Here is a 23,794-nt window from a genome sequence, read left to right on the forward strand (position 1 = left end):
ATGATTCCGAAACATCTGCTGCGCCCTCCGACTCGATCGCCGAACAGCACAGCAGACGGCGCGGGCCCGGCGCATCGCTGCGTCGGGCCCGCGCCACGGATCAGGCCCCGAAACGCCCAGCGGCCGACTTGTCGGTCTGGACGTACTGGCCCGAGATCTCCTCGGTCTTGCCCGCGATCTGCGTGAGAAGCTGCTGCATCTCGCTCAGCGAACGGTTCCACTTGGCCTGAGCCTGGTCATACGCCTGCTGCGCGGAACCATCCCACGCCGCACGGAGCTTGCTGACCTCGGACTCGAGACGGTCCAGCTCGGAACGAATACCCTGCGACCCGCTGCGGATCTGCGCTGCCAGAGCGTTGACCTGCTCCGGGCGAACTGACATCGACTGCATCATGTTCTCCTTGAAATCTCTGTGGTCTACGCTCAGGCGCCCATCATCGAGCCGAGGCCCGAGATGGTCTGCTGGTGAGCTTCTTCGGTCGCAGCCTGGTCACGCTCGGTGCCCGCAAGAGCATCCTCGAGCGTCACGAGGACCTCGTTCAGCTGACGCGCCTGCTCGTCCCACCGCGACATCAGCGTCGTGAACGACACAGCAGCCGCACCGGTCCAGAAACCACGCAGCTGCTCGATCTCACCGCGGACCTTCTTGGTCTGCTGGTCGATCCCGGACTTGGTCTCCCGCACCGCCTGGGCTCCGCGACGCAGAGCCCCTTCTTCTGCGGAGATGACATCAGCCATAACTCACTCCCTCCGGTCCACATGGGACACACGTGCGGGGGAGCGCATCCCAGTCTTGGGACGACAACGAAACAACCCCCACGAATCTGTTTCACGACACAGGCTAGAACACATCGGAACGAATCGCCAGATTTCATGATGCATCCGAGCGGAGATCCTGCAGTCGATGGAGAAAATCGAAGATGCTCAGTTCAGCGCCCTGTCACGGCACACGATCAGCGCACTGGTTCCCCCGCGCTTCGAGTATCGAGTAGAGGCTCGAGAGGTCCTGCCTCCGATCACCAGAACGCACAGCGCATCCTCCGGGAGATCGTGCAGTCGATGGAGAAACGTCGCATCCTGCGACTGTGCGTTGTCGCACGCCTCAACTAGGGTGAAAGGCGGAATGCGCAGCCACGGGTCTCCTCCCGCCCGGCTGCACACCATGGAGGGGGCATCGTTCCATGACTCAGAGCAGCGCAACGGCAGGCACCGTGCTGCGGCTTTCCGTCGTCAGCGACGACCGTCGGCTCGACGTCGGCGTGCCGTCGCAGGTCCCGCTGGTCGAGATCATCCCCGGGTTCGCCCGGAGTCTCGGCGTGCTCGACCCGACTCTCACCCACGGCGGCTACTCGTTGCAGCGAGCCGATGGCACACCGCTGGACCCGGCACGCGGCGCGGCGGCGCAGGGTGTGCACGACGGAGAGCTGCTCACTCTCGTCCGCGGCGGCCTCATGCAGGAGCCGCGCGTCTACGACGACGTCGTCGAAGCGGTGATCGATGCGACGGCAGAGCAGCACGGCTCCTGGACGCCCGCGGACAGCTCGCGCACAGCGCTCTTCGTCAGCCTCACCTTCCTCGCCCTCTGCGCGCTGCTGCTCGTCGCCACACCGCCGACGTCCCTCCTGCCCGCAATCATCGCGGGCTCGGGAGCCATCGTCCTCAGCGTCGCGGCCGCCGTGCTCATGCGTCTCCGTCAGCCGGAAGCCGGACACGCCCTGGGACTCACCGCCGCAGCCTACGGAGGGCTCGCGGGTTTCCTCGCCGTTCCCGTGCAGAGCATCTGGGGCTGGCCGCTCGCGGCCATGGGACTGGGTCTCGTCATCGTCGGCGGCCTCGGCCTCGCCGTCACCCAGGAGAAGCCCGAGATCCATCTCGTGCCGATCGCGCTCGGCGCCTCGATCGGCATCACCGCGACGACTGCCGCGATCTTCGGCGATGCGCTCGCTCCCTACGCGATCATGCTCGCCACGACCGCACTGCTCGCGAACGGCATCCCGTGGCTCGCTCTCAGCTCGACGCGCATCAGAGTCATCTCCCCTCAGAGCGACGCCGACATGTTCGCCGCACCCGAGCCCATCGATGCCGACGAGGTCAAGCGCCGCGCCGCCGCGGGGACGCGCACTCTCATCGCACTGCGCGCTGCGCTGGGCCTCGCGGCGCTGATCGCGACGCCTCTGGTCGCCGGGAGCGGCGTCTTCGGCGCTCTGCTCTGCGTGCTCGCGTTCGTGGGCATGATGTTCCAGTCGCGTCAGATCCACGCGCGCCTCGGCGTGCTCGTCCTCATGGCCATCGGCGCGATCGGGCTCGCCGTCACCGGTGTGACGGTGGCACTCGCTCTGCCCGACGTCCGCACCTGGATGCTTCTCATCCTCGTCGTGGCCACCGTGATCCTGGTCGGTCTCACGCTGCTCACGCCGAAAGCGCGTCTGCGGCTCACGAGGCTGGGCGACACGGTCGAGGTCATCGCACTCGCTCTGCTGCTGCCGCTCGGCGTCACGACGGCCGGACTCATCTGACCCATGGCGACCAAGAAGGATCTGATCGAGGCCCAGGGCTTCAGCAGGCGCCGCCTCCTCTCGGCGTTCACCGGCGGAGCCCCCGGGGGCAAAGAGCTCGACCCCGCGAAGCCCCTGCGCGCGGTCGTCGCCGGAGTCGCACTCACGGTCGGCGTGATCCTCGTCGGGGTGTTCTGGGGAATCATGCAGCCCGGGCTCCCCGGCGACTGGCAGAACAACCGCCTGATCGTCGCCACCGACACCGGTGCCCGCTACGTCTCCGTCGAGGGCACGCTGTACCCGGTGATCAACACGGCCAGCGCGCGGCTTCTGATCCCCGCCGGAGAGTTCAAGGTGGTGCGCACGGATCAGGCGGCGCTCGACGGGATCCCGGTCGGCCCCTCGATCGGCATCCTCGGTGCGCCCGATGATCTGCCCGCGCCCGCGGCACTGATCAACTCCTCCTGGACAGCGTGCATCGACGACACGGCCGGCGCCGCCGTGTCACTGTCGAGCGCGCCGATCGCCGAGGTGTCGACGGGAACCGGTGCCGTCGTCCAGCGCGGCGACGAGCTGTTCGTGATCGCAGACGGCAAACGCCACGCAGTGCCCGCCGACGATGCCAACGCCGTGCTCCGCGCCGTCGGACTCGGCACCAGCGACGTCCTCGAGGTCGACGGACGATGGCTCAACCTCTTCGAGTCCGGTGACGAGCTCGAGCCGATCCGCATCAACGGCGTCGGCGCATCGGTCCCCGGAACGGATCTGAGAGCCGGCACGATCGTGCACACACAGGGCAGCCCTGCCGACGAGCGCTACGTGGCGCTCGGCACCGGCGAGCTCGCCAGACTCAGTCCCCTCGCGTATCAGCTCTACCTCCTCGGCAGCGGCCAGGAGGTCGGTGCTCAGCAGGAGGTCTCCCCCGCCGAGGTCGCCGACGTGGAGACCCGCCCGTACATCGGGGGCGAGGACTGGCCGACGCTGCCGTTGACCACGCTCGCCGCCGGCGAGACGCCCTGCGCGATGCTCACCGATGACGCGCACACGGTGCTCGCGGCGACGACCACCGAGTTGCCCGAGCAGCGCTCCGGCGTCGATGTGAAGGTCGGTGGCGGCGCCCTCGTCGAGGTCACGGGTGGGTCCGAGGACGCGGCGGGTCTGGCCGTGCTCATCGACGAATCCGGCACCGCGTTCGCGATCCCCGGTGCTGCAGTAGCGCAGAGCGCCGAGGAGTCCGCAAGCGGCCCCATCGCTCAGCTCGGGTACTCCCCGATGACGTCGGACAGGTGTCGGACGCGTGGATCGAGTTCTTCGCCGCCGGCCCCGCGCTGACCTCCGATGCTGCGAGAGAGTCGCCCGGCTCGGGGACCGACTGATGCGCGGCCGCACAGCCGCTCTCACGGCCGTCGTCCTCGGCGCCACGCTGCTCGGCGCACCGGCATCCGCTCTGGCATCGCCTGCCGTCCCGACGTCGATCGCATCGATGGCGACGTCCGGCGATGCCTGCACACCCGGCAACGTGGTGTTCACGCCCGAGGTGCCGCCCGCCCTGGCACTGCTCGGTGCTGACGAGGCCCACCGCGTCGCCACGGGCCGAGGGGTCGTCGTCGCCGTCGTCGACTCGGGCATCGATGCCGGCAATCCGCATCTCGCCGGAGCCGTGATCGGCGGTGTCGATCTCGTCGGCGACGGCGAGCGGGCTGATGGTCTGACCGACACGACCGGGCATGGCACGGCGATCGCCGGGCAGATCGCCGCACAACCGGTCGCGGACTCCGGCGTCGTCGGACTCGCGCCCGACGCCCGGCTGCTCTCCGTGCGAGTGTTCCGCAGCGAGCAGCAGCAGGACAAGGACAAGGGGTACGGGCCCACCTCGCAGCGCATCGCGGACGGCATCCACTGGGCGGCCGATAACGGCGCGGACATCATCAACGTCTCGATCTCGCAGACAGCCGACTCCCCCGATCTCCGGGCGGCGGTCGAACACGCGTCCGCCGTCGGCGCCCTGGTCGTGGCGAGCGCCGGGAACAGGGCGTCAGATCCGGACGCGGAAGACGGCGCTCGCTACCCCGCGGCCTATGAGCAGGTTCTCGGGGTCAGCGCGGCCGACGCCACCGGACGCGCGACCGATGACTCGATCCACGGACCCCAGGTCGGCGTGACAGCCCCCGGAAGCACGGTGCTGAGCGCAGCGGTGGGCGGGGGCGACTGCGTCTTCGCCGCCGATGCCCCTGCCTCGAGCTTCGCGACCGGATACGCGAGCGCGGCTGCCGCACTGGTGGCGCAAGCGCACCCCGAGGATCCGCCCGCCGGCTGGGCGTATCGGCTCACCGCCACCGCCCTGCGAGCCGACGCCGACAATCGGGACGATATCGACGGCTGGGGCTTCATCCAGCCGCTCGCCGCCATCGAGCTGCTCCCGGATGAGACGACGCGCGGGCCCGTGAGCCCATACTTCGACACCTCGGAGAGCGCCGTGCGACCGCCCGCAGCCACCGCCGACCCCGACCATGGAGCGTCGCCGTTCCTGCTCACACGGGAGGCCGCGCTGTTCACCGCGATCGGCGGAGCGACTCTGCTCGGTGTGCTCGGCATCCTCATCGTGCTGCGTCGCCGCAGAGAGCAGCCGGTCGTGGATCCGGTCGAGGTCGAACGCGAAGGCGGACTGCTCAACATCCCCGGTCCGGCATCGGGTGACCCGAGCACGTTTCACTGAGACGCGCGGCGCGATGGTCCGCAGCGACACGGCGCGGCCGCTTCAGGGCACCCAGGCGGCCCGACGGCCGGTGGGAGTGCGCGGACGCTGAGCACGGCTCCGTCAGGGTGAGGGCGTCACCCGAAGACGAAGAAGCCCAGACCCACCAGACCCGCGACGGAGACGACGCAGGCTGCTGCGAACGTGATGAGGGCCGCCCGGCTCCAGCGCAGTCCCTGCTTCGCGACCGACGGGAGATCCGGGTCCACCGTGCGCGTGGGCGCCGCGGCGCCGATCACGACGGGCGGGGCAGAAGGGCCGAGCGGGGCCGGACGCGGCCGGTAGATCTCCGGTGCCGGCGCATCCGTCGGCGCCTCGAACGAGGCGGGCACGTCAGCCTCTGCGCGGTCGGCAGAGTCGTCGCTGTCGGCGGGCTGTTCCGATCTCTTGCGTCGCACACGACGCGGCGTCCGGGAGACGAGCACCGTCGACTCGTCGACAGGGTCGTCCTCCCGATCGGCACCTGGCTCCTCAGCCTCCGCGGGTCTCCGGTCGACGACGACCGTCGCCTCGTCCACGTCATCCGCTGGCTCAGCGGGTTCGGCGACTTCGGCGGGCTCGGCAGGCTCGACGGGCTCAGCGGGTTCGGCGACTTCGGCAGACTCGGCAGGCTCGACGCGCTCAGCGGGCTCGGCGACTTCGCCGGGCTCGGCGACCGATCTCCCCGGCGCCGATCGCGTCGGGTCAGCATGACGGTCTCTTCGACCTCGGTCTCGTCGTCCGTCATCTGGCTCGAACCGGGATCGTCGTGCCCTCGAGCATCGAATCGGTCAGCGAGGCGGATGCGGCATCGCGGCCCGCAGTGAGGTCGTCCGGGCGCCCGTTCGCGCCTCCCGAGATCACGTCGATCACGACGACCGACACGTTGTCGCGACCACCCGCTTTGAGCGCCCGGCTCACGAGAGCCGCTGCCGCGGTCTCCGGTCGCCCGTTCATCGTCAGGGTCGCTCGGATCGCCTCGTCGCTCACCTCGCCGCTCAGGCCGTCGGAGCAGATCAGCAGTCGCTCGCCGTCGACCACGGGCAGCAGCCAGCTGTCCGCGGTGCTGTCGGGAGCACCGATCGCCCTCGTGATGACGTTGCGCTGCGAGAACGTCGAGAGATCCTCGGCGCGGAGCTCACCGGCATCCACCAGTTCCTGCCCCAGCGAATGATCGATCGTCAGCTGTGTCAGCTCGTTGCCGTGGTGCCGGTAGACACGGGAATCGCCGACGTTGAAGACGAGCCAGTGCGGCACGCCGTCGTGATCGACGAGAGCGACACCGGTCACGGTGCTTCCTGCGCCGCGCTTGTGCTCGGCGGAGATGTCATCGACCACAGCCGAAGCGCGACTCAATGCCTGTCCGATGTCGGCGACGTCGACCGTCGCCCCGCGAAGCGGCTCGAACGCCTCCACCACCGCAGCGCTCGCACGATCCCCCGCCTCATGCCCGCCCATGCCGTCCGCGACGAGGAAGACCGGAGACGCCACCAGCACCGAGTCCTCATTCGCCGAGCGCGTGAGACCGGTGTCGGTGAGTGACGCGACGCTGAGGACGACCGAGGAGAGCGTCATGAATCGCGCTCCGCGATCACATGCATCCCCACTTCACCGAGGATGAAGCGGCCGTTGCCGGTGACGCTCTCTCCGGGATCGAGCAGGGTCTCGGTGCCGTTCTCCTCGACCACGACGACGCCGTTCGTGGCGTGCAGATCGGTGAGACGCCACTCGTCGTCGTGCACGACGAGACGAGCGTGCGTCTTCGACAGCGTGCGGGTCGTATCGGAGATGGCGAGTCGCTGCTCGCCCGGCTCGCCGATCGGATTGCGGCCGATCACGACGCTCGCGCCGGACAGCGAGAACTTCCGTCCGTCATCGAGCACGAGCGATCGGCGGACTCCGCGCTTGCGGGCGACGACGACGGTGGCGTCGAGGTCCTCGTCGACATCGTGCGTCGGACGCGGTGTGACGACCGTCTTGTCGACGTCGGCCGCGAGGCCTCCGAACGGCATCGCGAGGGGCGCCGGGACGGGTTCCTCGACCGCGGGTGCGGGCGCTGCATCGGCCGGGGGCACCACGGCGGCCGCAGGCACATCCGCGGTGGTCCCCGCAGCCGCCGGGGACGACGGGACAGGACGGATCACCGGCGCCTGCGGCTGTTCATCCGAGAAGCCGCCATCCCGGAACGAGGGCGGAGCGGGCCGCACCATCCGCTGCGCCTCTTCGGCGGGCGCCGCGGCAGGCGCGTTCTCCGTCGGCCGCTCGAACTCGGGCACTGAAGCGGATGCCGCGGCCGGCGCCGGTGTCGGTGTCTGTGCCGGTTGCTGAGGCACGACGTCGTCGGATACCGGTACCGGCGGCGCGGGTGGCTGCGGCGCCGCCGGAGCCACAGGCGCGCCACCCATTGCGGCCATGATGCCGGTGGTCGGGTGCGCCTCGGTCGGAGCCGGCGGGTTCGCGGCGGGTGCCCGCTCCGCTGCAGGGGGCTCAGGTGCGCGCACCGGCGCGGGCGGCGCAGGAGGCTGCAAAGCCGGCGCCTGAGGAGCAGGAGGCTGAGGCGCAGGAGGCTGAGGAGCAGGAGGCTGCTGCGCGAAGGACGAGGTGGGCGGCTGCGGCGGAGCGAATGATGCCGCCGGCGCACCCTGCATCGGGGGCTGTCCGGCGACGGGAACCGGCGGGGCGCCCGGGACGGGAGGCGCGCCCCACCCTGAACCCGCGGGACCACCGCTCGCCGCGGCTGCGGTCGCATTCCGGTCGGGCTGCACGGCCGGACGGCTCGGTGCGGCGTAGTCGGGGAACACGGGCGCGGGGGCGTCAGGCTGGCTCTGGGTATGCGGAGCCAGGGACGGGATCGTGTATCCCGATGCGTCCCTCGCCGGGGTGGCCGTGGGCTGCGAGCTTCGGCGCGGGCCGGGCTGCAGAGCGGCCAGCCGTTCGCCCTCGGGATACGGCGGGGCGCCCCAGGCGAGAACCGTCGCCCAGACCGGAGGTAGAAGGATCGCGAGCACCGTCATTCCCGCACCGCGACCGAACCTCCGATTGATGCGGTGGGTCGCGACGACCTTGAGGTAGATGCCGTACAGCTGCACGATCGGGATGAAGTAGAACACCACCGACCACGCCGCCACTCCGCCGCGCGCCAGGATCTCCGCCTCGTTGAGGATGGGGACCCAGCCCTTCCACCCCTCTCCGTCGATGCGCGGGAAGAGGCGCGACAGCGCCAGCGCGTACCAGACGTAGACGGCGAGGCCGATGAGCACGCCGACGCCGCCGACGATGGCGAGCATCGTGACGTAGCCGGTATCCACGGGCGCGATCATGAGTTCCCCTTCTTCCGGTCGCCGGGCGACCAGGTCAATCCGAGCGTAGCGAGCACAGGCACGGCGGCCGTGAATCCACGACCGTTCGCGCCCCGTATGCGACCGACGAACGACGTCGGTCGCACGCGCATGACGATGCGATGCCACCATCTGCCTGCCGCTGCGAGCTCCGTCCGCTCGGCGTCGACGATCTCCCAGGCGGCGCGCGCATCCTCGTCCGTCGGAGGATGCTCGGCGAACACGGCGCGATCGACGATCTCTGCCAGGCGGTCCGCTGCCTCTCGGTCGGTCGAGAGCGCGCGCTGGATGCGGGTGCCTTCGGCATCCATCGGCACATCGTGGTCGGCATACACGTCGACCAGCTCCTCCCACGCCCCGGCGAGACGCACCTCGGGATCTTCGGCGGTTCGGCGGGCCCTGGCTCGCTGCCGTTTGGCCAGCAGCAGCACGAGGAAGGGCAGCGCGAGCAATGCCAGCGCGAGCATGCCGAGCCCCACAGCGCGGAGGATCGGCAGCAGGACGGCGAGCACCTCTGACTGCGGCGACTCGAGCGGAGGCGCGTCATTGTTGGAATCGCTCTGCGCCTGAGGCGGATCCAACGCCTCCGACCGGGGCTGCTCGGGCACCGTGGGATGCTCGGGCAGCTGCTCGCCCTCGGTGATGGAACTCGGAAGCATCGCGTACTGCGGTGTGGTGTCGACCGGCATCCACTCGCCGCCCGATCCTCTCACCTCGACCCAGGCGCTCATGTTCGCGCCCGTGCAGGTCTCCGTGCAGGCGGGAATGCCGGGCACCTCTTCTGCGGCCGCAAGGCGCGCACCGATCACGACTCGGGACTCGAGCCCCCAGTGCTCGGCGAGAAGCGCCGCTGCCACTGAGAACTGCTCATCGTCGCCGACCGCCGACACGAGCAGCTCGGGCGCGGCATCCGAGCCTGCCCTGCGCTCCTGTTCGAGCAGGTCGGTGAACAGCTCCTCGATGCGGGCCGCGGAGTGTCCCGCATAGCTGGGTGCGAAAGCGTATCCCTCGGACTCCTTCAACGAGGCGATCCATCCCGCCGCCGCCTCATCGTCGATCAGCGCGTGGCTGAGGTAACCGCGGGAGCGCAGGCGGTCGATGATCTCGAGATACCCGGCCCCGGTGCGGGGCTGCTCCTGCATCTCGGCCCACTCGGTGAGCGCGGGATACAGGTCGGTGTCGAGGTTCGAGGCACCGCCCTGCACGGCGGTGATGTCGCCGGGGCTCGCCGGGGCGTCCACGAGCACTCTGTAGCGATCGCCCGGAACGAGCCCTTCTCCCCCGCCGGGCGCCTCTGCCACGGTGATCGCCGTGTCGCCGCCCGAGTTGACGTGGAACCCGTCGGCGAGCGCTTCGGCGCGCGCACCCGAGAAGTCCGGCGCCTCGGCGAGACCGGCCGGCGAGGGGACCCAGATGCCTCGATAGGCGTCGCCGATCGTGATCCCGAGCGACACGCGGCCCTCGCCGGGCATCGCACTGCGGGGCAGCCGGCTGAACCGGTCGTCCGGCGCGATGTGGAAGTCCTCGCCGTCGTACGAGTCGAGGGTGACGAGCCGGAGGCGCTCCAGCGCTCCAGGATCGCCCTCCACCTGCACGACCGTGTCATCGAGAGTGCTGCCGGCGAACCACGATCGGTAGGCGCTGAGGGGGCTCGCCTGCTGCTGCACGACGATCATCGGCTCGACCTCGTCGCGCAGAACGGAGCGGTCGCTCCACCCTGCCGCGGCGGGAGCCACCGCGAAACCGGCGACGAGGGCGATCACCGCGAGACCGGCCGACAGGAGATGCCGACGGATCGTGAGCCACACCGGGGCCGCCCGGCGCGAGATGTTCGCCGCCGCGACGGTGCGCAGCGCCTGTGCCCGCTGAAGCCGCGAGCGTCCGACCAACCAGACGAGAGAGACCACGAAGAGCGCGACGCCGATCAGCCATTCCCGAGGAGCGGGAAGCGCGACGCCGAGCACCGAGACCGGAGCCGTCGTGCCGCTCACACCGAAGGCGATGCCGAAGACGCTCATCGCGGTCACGACGGGAACCGCTATGGTCGCCCGACGTCCGCCTTCGAGCACGAGCAGAGTGGCGATGAAGGAACCGAACAGCATGACCACGAGGAGCGGGATCAGCACTGCCTGGTACTCACCGAGGGGCGGGTTCAGCGTCAGCATCTGCTTCCAGCCGAGCACCACCCCCAGCACCGCGTCGCGGATTCCGCCCAGGAATGCGGGAAGCGACGAGAGCGCCGAGGGGATGGCGAGCGGAACCGAGACGACCAGATAGACGCCGGTCACCGCGAGAGCACCGATCAGCAGCCCCCACCGCAGCAGCCGGGTCAGCACGGCGACGACCATGCCCAGCAGGCCGCCGATCAGGCCGACCGCCAGCGCCCGGGGGGACTCGTACACCGGCCATGCAGCCGCCGTGGCGAGACCGATGCCGACCAGCACATATCCGAGAGACCAGAGGGTCAGAGCCGAGAGCGCGAACGTCCGGCGCGACCTCGCGACGCCGCGCCGCGGACCCGCGGCGCTCATCGCAGTGCTCCGCGGGCGAGCATCTGCGGAAGGTCGCCGAGTGCGCCCAGTGTCATCACGGCGAGTTCGCGCGCCGTGCGCAGGGTGGGCTGCTCGCCGAGTTCGCTGCGCACCGCGACCGCCTCGACCGCCGCCGGCAGCGTGATGGCGGCGTGGCGCAGACGCTCGAGCGGCATGCGCGAGCCCGTCATCAGGAATCCGATCGACAGGTCGGGGTAGGACTGGGCGGTGAGCGCGGCGACCGCCTCGAGCCGCATCACGCGGTCGGCCGGATCGATGGTCGAGGTGGCATCGAGGAGGGCCTTGGGAGTCACCGTGGGAAGAGTGCGTATCGACAGCAACTCGGCGCGGCTGTGCTCGGGGATCTCGTTGCTCACCGAGAAGAGCACGTCACGACCGTCGCGCACACCCTGCAGGGCGAGGGATGCGGCGGCGCTGACCGTGTTCTCGAACTCGTCGTCGCTCTCGTACGACTCGCTGTCGAGGTCGAGGATGATGGCGATGCGAGCGTGCCGCGACTCCTCGTACTGACGCACCATGAGCTTGCCGGTCTTGGCGGTCGACTTCCAGTGCACGTGCCGCTGCGAATCGCCCACGACGTACTCGCGCACCGCGTGGAACGAGAGGTCGGCATCGACGAGGGTCGAACTCGGCGTGCCCTCGAGATCGCGGATGAGACCGGCGCTGGTGCTGGGCAGGCGCACCGTGACCGGATGCACGTGGATGCGCTGGACATCGGGCCAGCGCAGCTCACGGCGGAGGATGCCGATCGGATCACCGCGGGTGATGGTCATGGGGCCGACGTCGATGACACCGCGGCGGTGGGCGGCGATCGTCAGCTGCTCGCGATGGTGGGCGGCGGGGCGCAACAGGGGGACGTGCGCTTCGACGAGCCCCTCCCCCACGGGAACGTCGACGATGCCGGGCAGCGACAGACGCTCGCTGTTGTTGCGCACGTCGAGCGTCGCACCGATCTCGGCACCGGCGACCACGCGGTCGCGGTCGAGGGTCAGCTCGATGCGATAGTCGTGGGTGCCGAGGATGAAGGGGATGCAGGCGATCAGCAGCACGAGCGCGATCGCCGCCACCGCCCACGCCTCGACCCAGCCGAACAGCAGCCCGGCGGTGACGCACAGGACCAGCGCCGCGACGACCAGCATCCCGGCGGATGTGACCGTCTCACGCACCCACGCGACAGCCGCTCGGGTTGCGCGCTCCGTGCTGCGAGCGGCCCGACGCACGCCGAAGACGGCGCCGCGGACGGGGCCGCGGCGCGTGCGGTCGTAGCGCGTGACCGTCGACGTGCGCGTCGACGTGCTGGTGCCCGCCGTGGTTCGCGTCAGACGGGACTCGGTGCTGAAGCTCACGCAGTGCCGTTCTCGCGCGGCGGCTCGACGTCGAGCAGGATCTGCCCCACCACGGCGACCGCGGTGACGCCGTCGAACTCGGCCTCCGGCTCGAGCACCAGGCGGTGCGCGAGGGCGACGACGGCGAGCTCTCGGACGTCGTCGGGGGTGACGAAGGTGCGACCGTTCTTGGCAGCCCACGTCATCACGAGACGTGACAGGGCGAGGGCTCCTCGCACACTGGCACCGAGGCGGACCTCGGACGCTCGACGCGTCGCATCGACGATGCGCATGATGTAGTCGGAGACCAGCGGGTTCACGTACACGCCGCGGGTCATCTCGGCCATCGTGAGGATGGTGTCGACGCCGACGATGCCGTCGAGCACGTGCTTCGGCTGGGCTGCTCCCTGGAGGATGCGCATGGTCGCGGCTTCGTCGGGGTATCCGATCGACGTCTTGATCATGAAGCGGTCGAGCTGCGCCTCGGGCAGACGGTAGGTGCCGCCCTGCTCGATCGGGTTCTGCGTCGCCATCACGAGGAACGGCGATCCGACCGGCCGCGTGACGCCGTCGACCGTGACCGTGCCCTCTTCCATGACCTCCAGCAGCGCCGACTGCGTCTTCGGGCTCGCCCGGTTGATCTCGTCGGCGAGCACGATGTTCGCGAAGACGGGACCGGCGTGGAACTCGAAGGCGCCCTCCTTCTGGTCGTAGACGGTGATGCCCGTGACATCGCCGGGGAGCAGGTCGGGCGTGAACTGGATCCGGGTGCTCGTTCCCGTCACGGTCTGCGCGATCGCCCGCGCGAGAGCCGTCTTGCCTGTGCCGGGGAAGTCCTCGAGCAGCACGTGGCCGCCGCTGACCGCGGCGGCGAGCACGAGCTCGATCACGTGCCGCTTGCCGAGGATCGCCTGTTCGACGTTGGCGGTGAGGATCGAGAACGTCTCGGCGAACCAGGCGGCCTGTTCGGCGGCGATGGTCACGGGAGCAGCGGAGGGAGCAGGCATAGGGCAACCGTATTCGTCTCTGGCACCTGCGCTGTGCAGGGCGGTGGGGAGGAGGGAGTCGTCATCGCGGCGGGTTCATCCGGCAGGATCGGCGGGGTCGGCGGGCTTGTCGGAGTCCTTCGGATCCTCCGGCTCCGGCTCCGGTTGGGTGCACAGCGTCACGCGGTGCGTGATCGGCTTGAGCGAACTGAAAGCGCCCGTCCACGTGATCTTCATGTCGACCATGGAGATGCCGTCGACGATCCTCGGAGTCACGGCGAGGGAGTACGACCCGCGGGCGGCAGGGCTGACGACGAACGCGTCATCCGGGTTGGCGGGCACGCACTCGCGGAACTCGACCGCCACCGTCGTCGGCGCCGTCCGGGGCGAGATCTCGACCGAATCGGAGCAGTACTCCCGCAGCACCGCGTGGCAGGAGCGCGCCCCGACCGGCAACGGTGATGAGTCGGTGCTCAGCTGGAAGTCCGACCGCCAGGACCCGTACATGTAGTACTGCGGAACGAAGCCGTCTCGCACGGCGATGTCGGGCGCCGACTCGAGCCGGTAGGAATAGCGGTTGTCCTGGACCGACGGCTGGGTGGCGATCGTGTAGCTCGTGTTGCCCTTCGGGCCTTCCACGAAGGTGAACGTGAAGACCTGGGTGGTCGCCGACTCGGCGACGCCGAAGCCGTTCGATGCGCACGCCTTCACGTTGTAGGTCGAGTACTCGGCGAGCTTGGTGAGGGTGGGTGACGACGACTGCGCCTCCGCACCCGAGACCTGCAGACGACCGTCGCCGTCAGCGGTGCAGCTCGCGTTGCCCGATCGCCAGGCGAGGTACACGACGTCGATGCCGAGGGCGCTGCCGTTCGGCTGCGCTGCCACTCCCGAGACGTCGATCGAGGTGTTCGACGTCGCGGTCGCGCGTGCTCCGGAGGGGTCGAAGTAGACGGTTCCCGCAGCGGTGACGGACGTGCGGAAGGCTCCGCCCTCGTTTCCACCATCGCCCGTCGGCGGCTGGAACTGGCTGATCGGGACGATCGTGATGTTCTGCGGGCCCGGCGCCAGCGCGATGTCGGCCGTCGTCGTCGCGCCGGTGCGGTTGATGACCTGCCCGGTCTCCTCGATGCGGAACGCGAGGGAGTCGTCCGACGCATCGACCGCGAGAGCGACGATGCCGCGCCCGCGCTCCGTGCTGCCGGGGCGATAGACGGGTGTGGCGTTCGCCTTCGACACCACAGGGGCGGCGTACGCCCAGCTGGTGTGCGGTGACGTCGCAGCCGATGTGCCGACCGCGTTGACGGCCGCCGCGGTGAAGACGTGCGGCGCTCCGTTGACGAGTCCGTTCACCGTGCACCGGTAGGCACCTGCCGCCGGGCTGCACGACGCGTTCGCCGGCGCTCCGTCCTGCAGGATCTCGACCCCCGTGACGCCGGGGTGCGCGCGACCGGCCTCGCCGAGGGGCACGTCGAGCACCACGGTCGAGCGGGTGAATCCGACCGTCGTGACGCTGGCGGGTGCCTGCGGGAAGCCCTGCAGATCGAGGGTCAGGGTTCCGGTGCCGGTGCGCCCCTGCGCATCCTGCACGACGAAGGGGATGATGCACTGTCCACCCGGTGCCTGCCCTCCGCCGGGCCAGCTCGCCGTGATCGCCTTGCTTCCCGAAGTCGAGATCGACGCGACATCGCATCGTGTGCCCCCGCCGAGGGACATCAGTCGGAGGCCCGATCCGGGCTTCCCGGCGAACGGGTCGTACTCGCCGGCGACGTCGACGACGTCGATGGTGCAGCTGGGGTTCGTCACGATGCACTGCTTCGTGAAGGTCGCGCCGCGCGGCGCATCCGGTGGCGCGGCTCCGACGACGAGGCGGACGGATGCCGACGGCTCGCCGTACTGGGGCACCGTGACGCTGACGTTCTCGGCGTTGCCGGGTCGCGCGTCTGCGCGTGCCTCGATGGTCAGCTGAGGCCCGTTTCGGGTGACGATGAAGGCCGAGCCCGAATAGACGATCCGGTACTCGAGGGATCCCGCGTCACCCTCACGTCCGCCCTCCCACGCGGCCATGTTCGCGTACATGTCGACCGTCTCGGTGGTTCCGGGGGCGATCGTGTGCGAGATCGACGACAGCAGCAGCTGCGGCTCGGCAGGACGGATGCTGATCGGCACGTCGATGAACGACCAGCGCTCCTGCCCCTGCAACCGCACCTGGACCAGGCAGGTGTCCGACCATGGCGCTTCACGGCCGGCGCGATACGTCACGCTGCCTGAGCCCTCGGCGGAGCACGATGCGGCCGCCCGCTGCGCGGTGAACTGCCCGGATCCCACTTCGAGGGCATCTGAGGAGGTCAGGTCGACATAGTCGGCCGCATCGAACGAGACCGAGGCGTCCTCGTCGACCACGACAGGAGTCGAGCCAGGCTTGAGCTGGACCTGCATGTCGTCGAAGGCGGGTATGCGCAGGAACCCGTAGGCGACCACTGCTCTGCCGCCCGATCCCTCGCCCTTCAGCTGGAACGGAACGAGCGCGCCGTCTTCGGGGGCGGCGCCCACGATGCGGTTCCCCTGAACAGTGAACCCGGGCTGGTCGCCCCACAGGCTCAAGGTGAGGGAGGAGGCGTCACCCGAGGGCCAGCTGACACGATCGGTCACGACGTCGATGCCGCGATCCGGGAGCTCCTCCCGATCGCGCGCAGTGAGCACCGTGTCGGCGACGCTCGGCTGGTCGGCGACCGCACCGTCGGTCACGGTCACGACGATGAGACCCTGCGACGTGCTGGATGTGCGAGTGGACCTGACCGTGTAGAAGTAGGAGTTCGTGCCGGCGGTGTCTCCCGCGCGGAGCACGACACGGCCGTCTTCGAGAGAGGTGTCGGGATCGATCAGCGCGTTCAGGCGGTCGTAGAGCGGATTCCCCTTGACCGGTGGCGCGTTCGGGACGAGTTCGGTGATCTCGAGCTCGCTCTGCGCCGGATCGAGGTCGTTGAGACGCGGGTCGAGGACGATCGGTGTCGTCGACCCGGCCTCGACGCGCACGTAATCGCTGAAGGTCACGGGCGCTGCGTCGTCGATGTCCGCGTCGAGCACGCCGACGCGGACGGTGCCCGTCCCCTGCTCGCCCTGCGGGTCGCGCACCGTGTATCCGAAGCTGACCTGACCGCCGTCGACACCGCCCGCGGGTGCCCGGTAGACGATCGCGTCGCCGTCGGCCGAGATCGTCGCCGTGCCCGCACCCTTCTGGGGCTGGTCGACGCCCGCGAGCACGACTCGATCGCCGTCGCTGTCCATGCCGGTCGAAGGCACGGGCAGCGACACGGTCTGACCGCTGAGGACTCGGCCGGTCACGGTCGACGGCGTCGGGGCACGGTTGGTGCCCGGAGGCACGACCGTGACCGTCACGACACCGTTGTCGGCGAGAGCGGGGTTGCGCTCGAGTGACACCGAGTACGACAGACGGTAGGTGCCGGGCGTCGTGGGTGCGAGGTAGCGCAGCGCGTTGCGGTCGGCGAAGACGAGCTCACCCGATTCGCCCGAGCCGGTCACCTCGGGAAGAACGACCAGAGGCTCCCCTCGCGGCGCCACGTCGTTGGCCGTGACAGCGATGCGCGTGAGCGAACCTGCGCGCACGGTGATCGCGTCGGGGAAGACGATCGGACGCGTCACCGTCGACGGCGGCGTGAGGAAGACCGTGACGGTTCCCTGCACTGCGGCGCCGGTGCCGTCGGCGATCGTCACGGTGGCCTTGCCGATCACCCCGGGCTCGCCGTCCTCCGTGGTGCCGTTCACCCGGATGCTCTCGTTGCCGACCACACGCACGCCGAGCTGCGGCGTCGAGCTCACCGCATCGGCCAGCATCAGCACCCGACCACTGGTGTTCTGCACGGCGCGGATGACGTCGACCGTCGTGTCCTCGCCCTCGCGGACGAACGCGGTCAGCGGTGCCATCGCGAGGCCCGCGGATCCGTCGACCGCGGTGATGCGGATGACGGCCGACTGCTCGGCCTGGGTGGTGACGTCCTGAGCCGTGTAGGTGACGACGTACTGCCCCGGTTCGGCCACCGTCATCTCGACGGTGCCGGATGCCGCGTTCGGGTTGACCTCGAGTCCCTGCGCGGTCGCCGCAGTCTGCACGGCGTCGACGAGACGATACGAACCGGAGCCGCCGGACAGATGATCTGAGATGCGCACCGATTGGAGCTCCCCGACACGCGCGGTCAGCGCGACCGGCGAGGCGACGAGAGCGGGGCTCCCTGTGACCTGCACATCGAGGGTCTTCTCCGCGGTCGCACCGTGCACGTCCTCGACCACCACGGTGACCGAGATCACGGCATCCGCGGCATTCGGGTCGGTGTGGCGGATGGCCACCCGCCCGTCGGCCATCGGCACGACCATGACGGGCGACGAGGAATCGGTCTCGTAGGCATCGCTGAGCACGAACGGATCGCCCTCGGGATCGACCCAGCCCGACAACGCCGAGACGACCGTGCTGCCGCCCGGAAGGAGCTGGGGCGTCGGCCACTCCTGCTGGCAGGCGTCGACTCCGCACCACACGGGCGCGGAGTTCGCTCCCGGATCGACGACGGTCAGGGTCACGGTCGCCGGAGCCGACACCGCGGCGCCGTCGGTGACCGCATATGTGAAGCTCGCCTGCCCCGAGCCCGCCTTGACGTCGACCACCAGCGACTGCCCGTTCGCGACGAGGGTCAGGTCACCGAACGCCGGGTCGCCGAGCCCGCCCGAGACCGATTCGGGATCGATCGACAGCACGTCCTTCTTGTTCGGATCGTGGTCGTTGAGGAGCACCGGCAGGATCACCTGCTCGCCCGCACGGACACCGAATGCGTCGTCGACGGCGACGGGCGGCATCTGCTCGGCCACGTCCTCGACGATGATCGTGCCCTCCTGCTGCTCGGTGTCGTCTTCGATCGCCCACTGCTCGAGCGGGATGAGCACGCCGTCGGGGGCCGTCCAGATGAGTCCGGTGCCGATCTCGCTCAGCACCGCTCGATCGCCGTTCTCCTGGAAGACCGGTTCGATCGTCGAAGAGTCGAGGGCCTCGTCCGGAACACGCAGCGGAACGGTCTCGCCACCTGCCCACAGAGTGCCCGCACCCGTGTCGAGCCAGGCGGCATAGACCTCGCCGTCGACGACGACCGGCGTCGCCGGCACGCCCGACGCGTCAGCGACCCGCTCCGACTCTCCGGAATCCAGATCGACCGACACGAGTCCGTCGGAGTCGGCGATCGACACGTTCTCGCCCGACTCAGCGCCCTCCTGGAGACGCGCGTCCTCAGCGACGTCCAGCTCCACGGGTTCGTCGCGCCCCTGCAGCCACAGCTCGCCGGTGCCCGCCTGGAGCATCGCCCAGCGGTCGCCCACGACCGTGACGAGGAGGCCCTCTGCGGCATCCGGAGCCTGCGAGACGGACTCAGGATCGCCGAGGAAGCGGTGCTCGTCGATGTCGAACCGGCGGATCGCGCCCTCGTCTGCGGAGAAGAGCACCAGCAGGCCCGCGGGAGACAGCCCGATCGCATCCGCCGTGTACGTCGGAGGGTCCTCGCCCTCCTCGACCTCGACGCCCGCGAACGGGTCGACGAGAGCAGTGGCGGCACCCGCCTCGAGAGTGGTGACCGATACCTGGCCGGTGTCGGTGCGATACGCCACATAGCCACCGGCCGACAGGATCTCCCGCGTGCCCGCCGGCGTCGGCTCGGAAGCGATCGGCGTGCCTTCATCCGACGCGTCGGAGAGCAGGTCGGCGGGATTCGCGGGGTCGAGATCCCACCGCTGCCTGTTGCCCTGGGCGTAGATGACGGCCGCCGAGCCGCTCTGCCAGACGGCCTCGGGATCGTCGACGTTGCGCACGGTGTCGATCTCGGCGAGCTCGGTGTTCACGCGGGCGTACTGGCCGCTGTCGCGCATGACCCAGACGGACGACTCGAGGCGGGGCACCTCCTGCGACTGGTATCCCTGGGCCGTGATGGCGAGCGTGAGCACCACCGCCAGGGCGGCGACACCCGAGATCGCCGCGATCAGGCGTCCGCGCGATCGGGGTTCGCCTCCGCGCGAGCGCGGTCGCCGATGGCCATCACAGGACCCCGGTCAGGTAGAGCACGCCGACGCCGACGCCACCGAGGACTGCCGCTCCGATCAACGCGCCGATCACGCCGGCGACGAGGGGCGAGCGGGTCTTCGCACGCGCGGCGGGCAGTTCGTCGCGGTCGCGCGGCATCGCCTGCTGCTTCGCGGCGCGCACTGCACGTCGCGAGTCGGGGGCGACGGTGGTGATCACCGGGCCGCGGGCGCTGGAGTCGGAGAAGCTGACGGGCGCTGCTGCGGCCCATTCAGCGGACGCCGCCTCGAAGGCCGTCGGGTGCAGACCCAGCTCGAACTGCGCCCAGCGCAGGCGTTCCGCGAAGTCGGCCATGCTCGCGAACCGTCTGGCCGGATCACGGTGCATCGCGGTCGCGAAGATCTCGTCGATGATCGGCGGGATGCCGGGTATCGGCACCGCGGTATAGCGCGCCTTGATGATGCGCTCGGTGAGCTGGTCGCGGGAGTTGGAGCCTCGGTCGGCGCGTTCGAACGGGCTTCTTCCCGCGAGGAGCGTGTACAGGGTGGCTCCGAGGCTCCAGATCTCGCTCGGGACGGATCCGGAGACGCGCTCCTGCAGCACCTCCGGCGAGCTCCACGGCACCGACATCGCGATGGTCTCTCCGTCGCCCTCGTCGATCACGGCGGCCGCGATGCCGAAGTCGGCCAGCACGGGGGCGCCGAGGGAGTTGATGAGCACGTTGGACGGCTTGATGTCGCGATGCAGGAGTCCGGCCCTGTGCACGGTCTCGAGGGCGCCTGCCATGCGCACGCCCGTGTCGAGCACCTCGGCGAGCGCCAGCGGCGCCTTCTTGTACCGGGCGCTCATGGTGTCGGGGCAGTACTCCATCGCGAAGTACGGCCGACCGTCTGCAGAGATGGACGCCTGATAGATGGTGACGATCGAGGGGTGGGCGCTGAGCCGCGCGGAGATGTCGGCCTCGACGTTGAAGGTGCGGAGAACCTCGCGGTTCACGGCATCCGCCAGCAGCACCTTCACAGCGGCGACGCGTCGCGGCATGTCCTGTTCGTAGAGGAAGACATCTGCGAACCCGCCGGATCCGAGCGGACGCACATAGCTGTACCCCGCCAGCGTCGGCGGTGTCGATGCCATGCGCGTGGCCACCCATGCTCCTCACGGTCGGTCGGGAGACCGCGCTCTGCATGATCCCTGCGCGCCGCGCTGGGCGATCCCCCCGACCACGAGTATATCGAGGGTGTGGACGATCCCGAAGGCGGGCGGTCGCCCCTGCACTCGCCCCGACACGGCGGGCGCGCCCAGCACACCTCGGCGGTCAGGCGCGCCAGCACCCGACGACGTGATCGTCGACCATGCCCGCGGACTGCATGAGCGCGTACATCGTCGTCGGACCCACGAATCGGAAGCCGCGACGACGCAGTTCCTTGCTCATCGCCGTAGACTCCGGCGTCACCGCCGGAACATCCGCGAACGATGCGGGCCGCGGTCCCGATGCCGGCGCGAACGACCACATCAGCTCATCCAGCTCGCCGTCTGCCATCGAGCGCACGATTCGGGCGTTGCCGATGGTGGCCTCGATCTTCGCCCGGTTGCGGATGATCCCCGCATCCGCCATGAGCCGCTCGACGTCGGATCGGTCGAACTCGGCGACCCGCTCGGGCTCGAAGCCGGCGAAGACCTCGCGGAACCGGGGGCGCTTGCGCAGGATGGTGATCCACGAGAGCCCCGCCTGAAACCCCTCGAGGGCCATCTTCTCGAACAGCGCCCGGTCGCCGTGGAGCGGGGTGCCCCATTCCTCGTCGTGATACCGGCGGTATTCGGCGTCGTCGCCCACCCACCCGCATCGGTCGCGGAGGTCGGGGCCGGCGATCAGAGACGTCATGAGCCCACGCTAGCCGCCGCCACCGACACGGCGGGTGATCCCGGCTCTCCTGCCGGGACTACGCAGCGGCCTCTGCGGGGCCGGATCCGAGCGCGTCGATGAACGACGTCGAGAACCCGTCGAGAGCTTCGCGCGCCGCGGCAGCATCCTGTCGTTCGATGGCGGCGAGGGCGGCGGAGAGGAGACGGCGGCGGGAGGCCCGATCCGTGTCGAGATCGATGCCGTGGTGGCGGGCCGTCTGCGGATCCACGAACAGCCGCAGCGGGTCGATGTGGTCGCGGGCGAGGCGGGGGCCCAGACGGCCGAGCTCCCGCGAGATGAGGATCTCGGAGAGCTCGAGGTAGCCGAGCAGCTCGCAGGTCTCGTCCGCCAGTCGCGTCGACTGCTGGTGCGTGCGCACGGGCGGGCCGATGCAGCTCTTCTCGACGATCAGGCGACCGACGACGTGGGCGCGCTCGATCATGTCAGCGCGCGACCACTCCGCCACACGAGTTCCGGCGCTCGGAGACACCTGGACGAACCGCATCTCGACAAGCCGTTGCAGCGCCTCGCGCACCGGCGTCCGGGAGACGGCCCACGCGTGGGCGAGCAGATCGAGCCGCAGTCGCTGGCCGGGCGGGATGCGGCCGCTCACGATCTCGGCGAGCAGGCGCTCGTATGCGAGACCGCTGAGAAGCTGCGGGCGCAGTTGGTCCTCGAGGGAGCCCATGGGCATGATCACATCGCTCTCATCAACTAACATATTGGATGATTAGAGGATGACATAAGTTAGCCGCGGACACAAATCATCTGATATTTCAATGCTCGGGCACCCTGCCTGAAGTCGTCGCCTCATCCACCGAGAGCCAGGGCATGGGTATATATTGCGGGCGATTGATATATCAGGTACCCAGATGATTCCGACTAGCATTGACCCATGCCTGTGCCCAAGACCCCGGCGCAAATGCCCCGAAAGCTGCTGCGCGACCAGATCTTCGACACGCTTCTGGATGCCATCGTCGCCGGTGACCTGGCCGCAGGGGAGCCGATCTCCGACAAGCAGCTCGAGAGCTGGTTGGGCGCCTCGCGCACGCCGATCCGGGAGGCGGTGAACCGGCTCGCCGGCATGGGGCTGATCGAAGTGCTTCCGCAGCGGGGCACCCGCATCGCACCTCTCGATCCCACGAGGTTCGCAGAGGAGATGGAGATGCTCGGCGTCGTGTACTCGGCGACGGTGCGCGAGGCTGTCCCGCTCCTCACCGACGCGGACCGGACGCAGATCGCCGACCTGCACACGACGGTGAGCCGGACCTCGAACGCCCTCGAACGCGCACGGATCGTGAACAACCTGATGAACGTGTTCGTCGACCGCTACCGCAACACCCTCGTTCAGCGCATCCGCGAGAAGTCGGTGCCGCACGTCACCCGGATGATCACCGCTCGACCCGGCGCACTCGACGCGACCGACACATCGGCCGCGCTCGACGCACTTGCCTCCGCCGCCGCCGCAGGGAACGCGGATGCCGCAGCCCTGGCCGCACAGGCGTACTTCACTGCAGGGGCCGCAAGCGTGCAGGCACGAGATGCGGCCGAATCGAGCCCGCAGGTCGCTGCTGGCGCCGATACAGCTGAGCCGCGCGGAAGCGAGGACGCGTGATGCCCACGAGGGACACACCTCCGCCGCGACGGCTGCTTCGCGACGAGGTCTACGACACGATCCTCGGCGCGATCCTCGACGGGACGCTGGAACCCGGGGAAGTTCTCCACGACGAGGAGCTCATGACGTGGCTCGGGTCGTCCAGAACCCCGATCCGCGAGGCGCTCAATCGACTCGCCGAGGAGGACGTCGTCGAGTTGGTGCCGCACCGTCACACCCGGGTGGCCCCGGTGAACGTCGCGGCGATCAACGAGAGCCTGTTCGTGATCGGAGTGATCCACGAGCACCTTGCCCGCACCACCACCGCCGACCTCGCGGATGCGCATATCGCCGACCTGCGTCGCGAGCTGGCGCATGTCGAGGATGCGGTGGATGCAGATGACGCGGCCGCTCTCGGACGAGCGATCCGCCGGTATTTCCTCGTCGTCGTCCGCGCCGCGACGAACTCCGTGCTGCGAGCGAAGGCCGAGACCCTGTCGCTGCAGCTGGTGCGCTTCCTCACGCCTCGCGAGAACCTCGTCACGCCTCTCCAGGCGCGCGATTTCATCCGCGCGATCACTGCAGCGGCCGAAGGCCGTGACGGCGAACGAGCCGGAGATCTGATCCACGAGCTGCACGCCGCGACGCGCAGCAACTTCCTCGAGTACTACCGCGAGCCGGATCCCGCGAACTGAGCGCGGCTACGGCTACGGCTACGGCTGCCGCGCCGCCCCGCCGCACAGGCCCAGCACCACCCCGACCCACACCGCCGCACCGACTGCGCGAACGGTCCCAGG

At 69.7% G+C, this 23,794-nt stretch carries 17 protein-coding genes; 5 read left to right on the top strand and 12 right to left on the bottom strand.

Translation table 11 applies throughout. From position 1 onward, the window contains the following. Nucleotides 1-100: 100 nt before the first annotated feature. Entirely contained in the window at nt 101-382 is a 282-nt protein-coding gene (locus ACZZ93_RS08550; protein ID WP_082298072.1) for a WXG100 family type VII secretion target, read from the bottom strand. Nucleotides 383-423: 41 nt separating this feature from the next. Beyond that, nucleotides 424-738, bottom strand: coding sequence for a WXG100 family type VII secretion target (locus tag ACZZ93_RS08555; protein WP_053098670.1), 315 nt, complete (start codon nt 736-738; stop codon nt 424-426). A gap of 443 nt (nt 739-1,181) precedes the next feature. On the opposite strand from ACZZ93_RS08555, the gene eccD reads away from it, so the two are divergent. The 3 genes from eccD to ACZZ93_RS08570 are packed head-to-tail and all read left to right on the top strand — an operon-like array spanning nt 1,182 to nt 5,211. Next, on the top strand, nt 1,182-2,516 hold the full coding sequence (gene eccD, locus ACZZ93_RS08560) for a type VII secretion integral membrane protein EccD (protein ID WP_056276643.1): 1,335 nt from the start codon (nt 1,182-1,184) through the stop codon (nt 2,514-2,516). A 3-nt stretch (nt 2,517-2,519) separates the two neighbouring features. Beyond that, nucleotides 2,520-3,827, top strand: a complete 1,308-nt coding sequence (gene eccB, locus ACZZ93_RS08565; RefSeq protein WP_463510869.1) for a type VII secretion protein EccB — start codon at nt 2,520-2,522, stop codon at nt 3,825-3,827. A gap of 43 nt (nt 3,828-3,870) precedes the next feature. Next, nucleotides 3,871-5,211, top strand: a complete 1,341-nt coding sequence (locus ACZZ93_RS08570) for a S8 family serine peptidase (protein ID WP_463510870.1) — start codon at nt 3,871-3,873, stop codon at nt 5,209-5,211. 116 nt (nt 5,212-5,327) lie between these two features. Here ACZZ93_RS08570 and ACZZ93_RS08575 read toward each other — a convergent pair whose 3' ends face one another. The 10 genes from ACZZ93_RS08575 to ACZZ93_RS08620 all read right to left on the bottom strand — a co-directional run bounded on the left by ACZZ93_RS08575 (nt 5,328) and on the right by ACZZ93_RS08620 (nt 22,097). After that, nucleotides 5,328-5,768: a hypothetical protein gene (locus tag ACZZ93_RS08575; protein WP_463510871.1), complete on the bottom strand. Its 441-nt coding sequence runs from the start codon at nt 5,766-5,768 to the stop codon at nt 5,328-5,330. A 205-nt stretch (nt 5,769-5,973) separates the two neighbouring features. Then, nucleotides 5,974-6,804 (bottom strand): PP2C family protein-serine/threonine phosphatase, encoded by an 831-nt coding sequence (locus tag ACZZ93_RS08580; protein ID WP_187248886.1) that lies wholly within the window; start codon nt 6,802-6,804, stop codon nt 5,974-5,976. Further along, a complete protein-coding gene (locus tag ACZZ93_RS08585) occupies nt 6,801-8,549 on the bottom strand; it encodes a DUF5684 domain-containing protein (RefSeq protein ID WP_463510872.1) in 1,749 nt (582 codons plus the stop codon). The genes ACZZ93_RS08580 and ACZZ93_RS08585 overlap by 4 nt, the downstream gene beginning before the upstream one ends. Then, nucleotides 8,546-11,098 (bottom strand): transglutaminase domain-containing protein, encoded by a 2,553-nt coding sequence (locus tag ACZZ93_RS08590; protein ID WP_463510873.1) that lies wholly within the window; start codon nt 11,096-11,098, stop codon nt 8,546-8,548. The genes ACZZ93_RS08585 and ACZZ93_RS08590 overlap by 4 nt, the downstream gene beginning before the upstream one ends. Continuing rightward, nucleotides 11,095-12,465, bottom strand: coding sequence for a DUF58 domain-containing protein (locus ACZZ93_RS08595; protein WP_053098662.1), 1,371 nt, complete (start codon nt 12,463-12,465; stop codon nt 11,095-11,097). Before ACZZ93_RS08595 ends, ACZZ93_RS08590 begins: the two co-directional genes overlap by 4 nt. Continuing rightward, nucleotides 12,462-13,427 (bottom strand): AAA family ATPase, encoded by a 966-nt coding sequence (locus ACZZ93_RS08600; protein ID WP_053099368.1) that lies wholly within the window; start codon nt 13,425-13,427, stop codon nt 12,462-12,464. The genes ACZZ93_RS08595 and ACZZ93_RS08600 overlap by 4 nt, the downstream gene beginning before the upstream one ends. Nucleotides 13,428-13,526: 99 nt before the next feature. Beyond that, on the bottom strand, nt 13,527-19,427 hold the full coding sequence (locus ACZZ93_RS08605; RefSeq protein ID WP_463510874.1) for an Ig-like domain-containing protein: 5,901 nt from the start codon (nt 19,425-19,427) through the stop codon (nt 13,527-13,529). An 88-nt stretch (nt 19,428-19,515) separates the two neighbouring features. Next, nucleotides 19,516-20,646, bottom strand: coding sequence for a serine/threonine-protein kinase (locus ACZZ93_RS08610; protein ID WP_230100873.1), 1,131 nt, complete (start codon nt 20,644-20,646; stop codon nt 19,516-19,518). Nucleotides 20,647-20,815: 169 nt separating this feature from the next. Next, a complete protein-coding gene (locus ACZZ93_RS08615) occupies nt 20,816-21,382 on the bottom strand; it encodes a DNA-3-methyladenine glycosylase I (protein ID WP_053098659.1) in 567 nt (188 codons plus the stop codon). Nucleotides 21,383-21,440: 58 nt separating this feature from the next. Then, the gene (locus tag ACZZ93_RS08620) at nt 21,441-22,097 is read right to left on the bottom strand and encodes a GntR family transcriptional regulator (RefSeq protein ID WP_198032370.1); all 657 of its coding nucleotides are present in this window, start codon (nt 22,095-22,097) and stop codon (nt 21,441-21,443) included. Nucleotides 22,098-22,298: 201 nt separating this feature from the next. On the opposite strand from ACZZ93_RS08620, the gene ACZZ93_RS08625 reads away from it, so the two are divergent. Both ACZZ93_RS08625 and ACZZ93_RS08630 read left to right on the top strand, forming a co-directional pair. Further along, entirely contained in the window at nt 22,299-23,018 is a 720-nt protein-coding gene (locus ACZZ93_RS08625) for a GntR family transcriptional regulator (RefSeq protein ID WP_463510875.1), read from the top strand. Then, nucleotides 23,018-23,692, top strand: coding sequence for a GntR family transcriptional regulator (locus ACZZ93_RS08630; RefSeq protein ID WP_463510876.1), 675 nt, complete (start codon nt 23,018-23,020; stop codon nt 23,690-23,692). The genes ACZZ93_RS08625 and ACZZ93_RS08630 overlap by 1 nt, the downstream gene beginning before the upstream one ends. Nucleotides 23,693-23,794 lie beyond the last annotated feature (102 nt).

It is taken from the genome of Microbacterium sp. AC026 (assembly GCF_979258475.1).

Bases quoted from the DNA above. Each gene is read 5' to 3' on its own strand.
- ACZZ93_RS08550 (WP_082298072.1), bottom strand. From the start codon at position 382: ATGTCAGTTCGCCCGGAGCAGGTCAACGCTCTGGCAGCGCAGATCCGC.
- ACZZ93_RS08555 (WP_053098670.1), bottom strand. From the start codon at position 738: ATGGCTGATGTCATCTCCGCAGAAGAAGGGGCTCTGCGTCGCGGAGCC.
- eccD (WP_056276643.1), top strand. From the start codon at position 1,182: ATGACTCAGAGCAGCGCAACGGCAGGCACCGTGCTGCGGCTTTCCGTC.
- eccB (WP_463510869.1), top strand. From the start codon at position 2,520: ATGGCGACCAAGAAGGATCTGATCGAGGCCCAGGGCTTCAGCAGGCGC.
- ACZZ93_RS08570 (WP_463510870.1), top strand. From the start codon at position 3,871: ATGCGCGGCCGCACAGCCGCTCTCACGGCCGTCGTCCTCGGCGCCACG.
- ACZZ93_RS08580 (WP_187248886.1), bottom strand. From the start codon at position 6,804: ATGACGCTCTCCTCGGTCGTCCTCAGCGTCGCGTCACTCACCGACACC.
- ACZZ93_RS08585 (WP_463510872.1), bottom strand. From the start codon at position 8,549: ATGATCGCGCCCGTGGATACCGGCTACGTCACGATGCTCGCCATCGTC.
- ACZZ93_RS08590 (WP_463510873.1), bottom strand. From the start codon at position 11,098: ATGAGCGCCGCGGGTCCGCGGCGCGGCGTCGCGAGGTCGCGCCGGACG.
- ACZZ93_RS08615 (WP_053098659.1), bottom strand. From the start codon at position 21,382: ATGACGTCTCTGATCGCCGGCCCCGACCTCCGCGACCGATGCGGGTGG.
- ACZZ93_RS08620 (WP_198032370.1), bottom strand. From the start codon at position 22,097: ATGCCCATGGGCTCCCTCGAGGACCAACTGCGCCCGCAGCTTCTCAGC.
- ACZZ93_RS08625 (WP_463510875.1), top strand. From the start codon at position 22,299: ATGCCTGTGCCCAAGACCCCGGCGCAAATGCCCCGAAAGCTGCTGCGC.
- ACZZ93_RS08630 (WP_463510876.1), top strand. From the start codon at position 23,018: ATGCCCACGAGGGACACACCTCCGCCGCGACGGCTGCTTCGCGACGAG.